The organism is Moorena sp. SIO4E2 (genome assembly GCF_010671945.1).
GTDB lineage: Bacteria > Cyanobacteriota > Cyanobacteriia > Cyanobacteriales > Coleofasciculaceae > Moorena > Moorena producens.
Map to the genome: position 1 here is coordinate 1 of NZ_JAAHIE010000729.1, position 3,100 is coordinate 3,100.

Here is a 3,100-nt window from a genome sequence, read left to right on the forward strand (position 1 = left end):
GCGGTCAGCGGTCAGCGGTCAGCGGTCAGCGGTCAGCGGTCAGCGGTCAGCGGTCAGCGGTCAGCGGTCAGCGGTCAGCGGTCAGCGGTCAGCGGTCAGCGGTCAGCGGTCAGCGGTCAGCGGTCAGTGGTCAGCCGTCAGCGGTCAGTATTTGACTGAAAGCTGATAACTCAAAGCTGATAACTGATAACTCAAAGCTGAAAGCTCAAAGCTGAAAGCTCAAAGCTGAAAGCTGAAAGCTCAAAGCTGATAGCTGAAAGCTGATAACTGATAACTCAAAGCTGAAAGCTCAAAGCTGAAAGCTCAAAGCTGAAAGCTGAAAGCTCAAAGCTGATAGCTGATAGCTGATAGCTGATAACTGAAAGCTGAAAGCTCAAAGCTGAAAGCTGATAGCTGATAGCTGATAGCTGATCAGGTAAGACCCAGAGGAGTACAGAGTTTGTGAGCCAAGATAAATCATCAACCTTTGATAAACAAAATCCTCGCCAGTTAGCATTCCTAGCTCTCCGGGATATTCATCGGCGGGGTGCTTTTGCTGATATTGCCCTGAATCGAGTGCTACAAACAGCTCAGTTAACTGGTGCTGATCGGGGCTTAGTGACAGAATTAGTTTATGGTAGTGTCCGACGACAGCGCACTCTGGATGCTCTACTTGACCAGTTGGGCAAAAAGAAAGCTAATCAACAACCTCCAGATTTGCGCACTATACTTCACCTTGGACTATATCAGCTGCGCTATCAAGGCCGAATTCCTGCTTCAGCAGCGGTCAATACCACCGTTGACCTAGCTAAGAACAATGGCTTCAAAGGACTGGCAGGGGTGGTTAATGGTTTACTACGAAACTATGCCCGTTTAGCTGCCAATTCCCCTGACCCTTTGGAGTTGCCAGAAGGGGATATGGAGCGTCTGGGCATTTTACACAGTTTTCCAGATTGGATGATCGAGCTGTGGTTACAACAGCTGGGACTAGAGGAAACAGAACAGCTGTGTCAATGGTTTAACCAATCTCCTACTATTGACTTACGGATAAATCCCCTCAAGGTGTCCATTGAGGAAGTGGAGGCAGGGATGCAATCTGCTGAACTGGCTATTCAGCGGGTACCGACCTTGGTCTCCCACCAGGACGAGGGGAATGGTGAGATTATCCCTATTTTCAGCAACCCAGCTCAGCTCCCCCAAGCACTGCGAGTTGTGGGTGGTGTTGGTGCGATTCAAGAGCTACCAGGATTTAAGGAGGGTTGGTGGACTGTTCAAGATTGTAGTGCCCAGCTGGTCAGTTATCTGTTGGACCCTCAACCTGGTGATGTGGTGATTGATGCCTGTGCTGCACCAGGGGGCAAGACAACTCATATTGCAGAATTAATGGCAGATCAGGGCAAAATTTGGGCATGCGATCGCTCAGCTTCCCGCCTCAAAAAAGTCCAACAGAATGCCCAACGGTTACAATTACAATCGATTCAGATCAGTACTGGTGATAGTCGCGATTGCCCTGAATTTACTAACGTCGCTAATGCTGTGTTATTAGATGCTCCCTGTTCCGGTAATGGTACCCTTCACCGACGTCCTGATCTGCGTTGGCGCATGACTCCAGAAAAAGTCCAGGAACTTACTGTTTTGCAAAAAGAATTGTTAGAGCATACCGCAACTTGGGTCAAGCCCGGAGGTGTTTTAGTTTATGCTACCTGTACCTTAAATCCTCAAGAAAATGATGCGGTAATACAATGGTTTATGGAAGATCATTCTCAGTGGCAAATTGAACCCCCTACTCTTTCGTTTCTTAAGGGGTTTTCAACACCGGAAGGTTGGCTGAAAGTTGTGCCCTATCGAGACCAGATGGATGGTTTTTTTATGGTGCGCTTGAAACGAATGATATAGCAGAAGTCAGAAGTCAGAAGTCAGAAGTCAGAAGTCAGAAGTCGGGAGCTTGTAGGGTGGGTAAAAACAAACTGTTTTTGCCCACCCTACGTTAATTGGTATTTTTTTGAACTTTTTCTTAATCTGTTAGGACAACTGATTAATTTCATCGATACTCAACCCCGTATATTGAGCAATATCACTCAGGGGTAACCCAGCGGCCTTCATCTGTTTAGCAATCTGCTGTTTTTCTTCAAGTCTACCTTCTTCTCGTCCTTCCCTTTTCGCGAAACTCCATGCACCTCGCGCGTCCTCCAAGGCCATCTCCTGTTTGCGGAGTTTTTCCACTTCTGAGACACTCAACCCCGCTTGATTCGCTATAGTTAAGGCTTGTTCTAGCTGTGGTATTTCTCTGAGCTTGTCAGGAATGATTTCTAAGTTGGGTGCTTCTTTGATAAAAAAGATCCACTTATCTATCACACTTTCTAATTCTTCCAGTTGCTTAGTAAATTTGGGGAGTTCCACAAACACTAGCTTTAATTCATTTTCCTGATAAGGCAAGTGGTCTTCTTCTTCTTGAAAGTAAAAACAGCTAATTACTTTCTCAGTTGAGGGGAATAATTTAAAATCCGTGATGGTTAAAGCAATAACCGGATTTAGATCGAAATATCCCTGTCCCAATTTCAGTTGATTTCCATAGGTTTTGCACAAGTTATACACCACTCGCTTCTCGAAAGCCTCCACATTCCAGAGTTGCATCTCAATGATGACAGTAGTTCCATCCTCTAATACTGCCTTAACATCGAGATAGCGATGCAGCGCGGTCTTGGGGGTTTCCCCCATGAGCGACTGCATCAAGACAGTGTCTTTTAAATCTACTACATCCCCGGCGCTATAGGGATCAATAATTTCTAAATCCTCGATAACGCAATTACCAGAGTAGATCATGGCATTGAGAAAGGAAATCAGAATATCTTTACTCTGATCTGAGCCAAAGATTTTCTTGAAAGCAAAGTCAGTTTTTGGGCTGATGAATCTCATGGTTTTACAGGTTGATATAGGGAGCAGGGAGCAGGGAGCAGGGAGCAGGGAGCAGGGAGCAGGGAGTAGGGAGTAGGGAGTAGGAAGTAGGTAGTAGGCTGTATCGCTTTTATAATTAGGCAAAAACTCTAATATTTTTTTTGTATAGCTACACTAAATACCATTCCTATACTAACCGCATAAATAAGAGATTAATGTGGTTAGA

2 protein-coding genes and 2 pseudogenes are annotated in these 3,100 nt (G+C 45.5%); 3 read left to right on the forward strand and 1 reads right to left on the reverse strand.

Annotated features, from left to right (window positions below; all coding sequences use genetic code 11):
* From F6K37_RS45070 to rsmB, 3 genes and pseudogenes are all read left to right on the forward strand, one after another.
* Window positions 1-89, forward strand: a pseudogene (locus F6K37_RS45070) (hypothetical protein); the annotation flags it as partial.
* A pseudogene (locus F6K37_RS45075) lies at window positions 68-166 on the forward strand (hypothetical protein); the annotation flags it as partial. The pseudogenes F6K37_RS45070 and F6K37_RS45075, both read left to right, overlap by 22 nt.
* A 275-nt stretch (window positions 167-441) precedes the next feature.
* Window positions 442-1,875 (forward strand): 16S rRNA (cytosine(967)-C(5))-methyltransferase RsmB, encoded by a 1,434-nt coding sequence (gene rsmB, locus F6K37_RS36140; RefSeq protein ID WP_287255799.1) that lies wholly within the window; start codon window positions 442-444, stop codon window positions 1,873-1,875.
* A gap of 126 nt (window positions 1,876-2,001) precedes the next feature.
* On the opposite strand, the gene F6K37_RS36145 is transcribed toward rsmB, so the two are convergent.
* A complete protein-coding gene (locus F6K37_RS36145) occupies window positions 2,002-2,895 on the reverse strand; it encodes an Rpn family recombination-promoting nuclease/putative transposase (protein WP_287255801.1) in 894 nt (297 codons plus the stop codon).
* Between the last annotated feature and the right edge of the window lie 205 nt (window positions 2,896-3,100).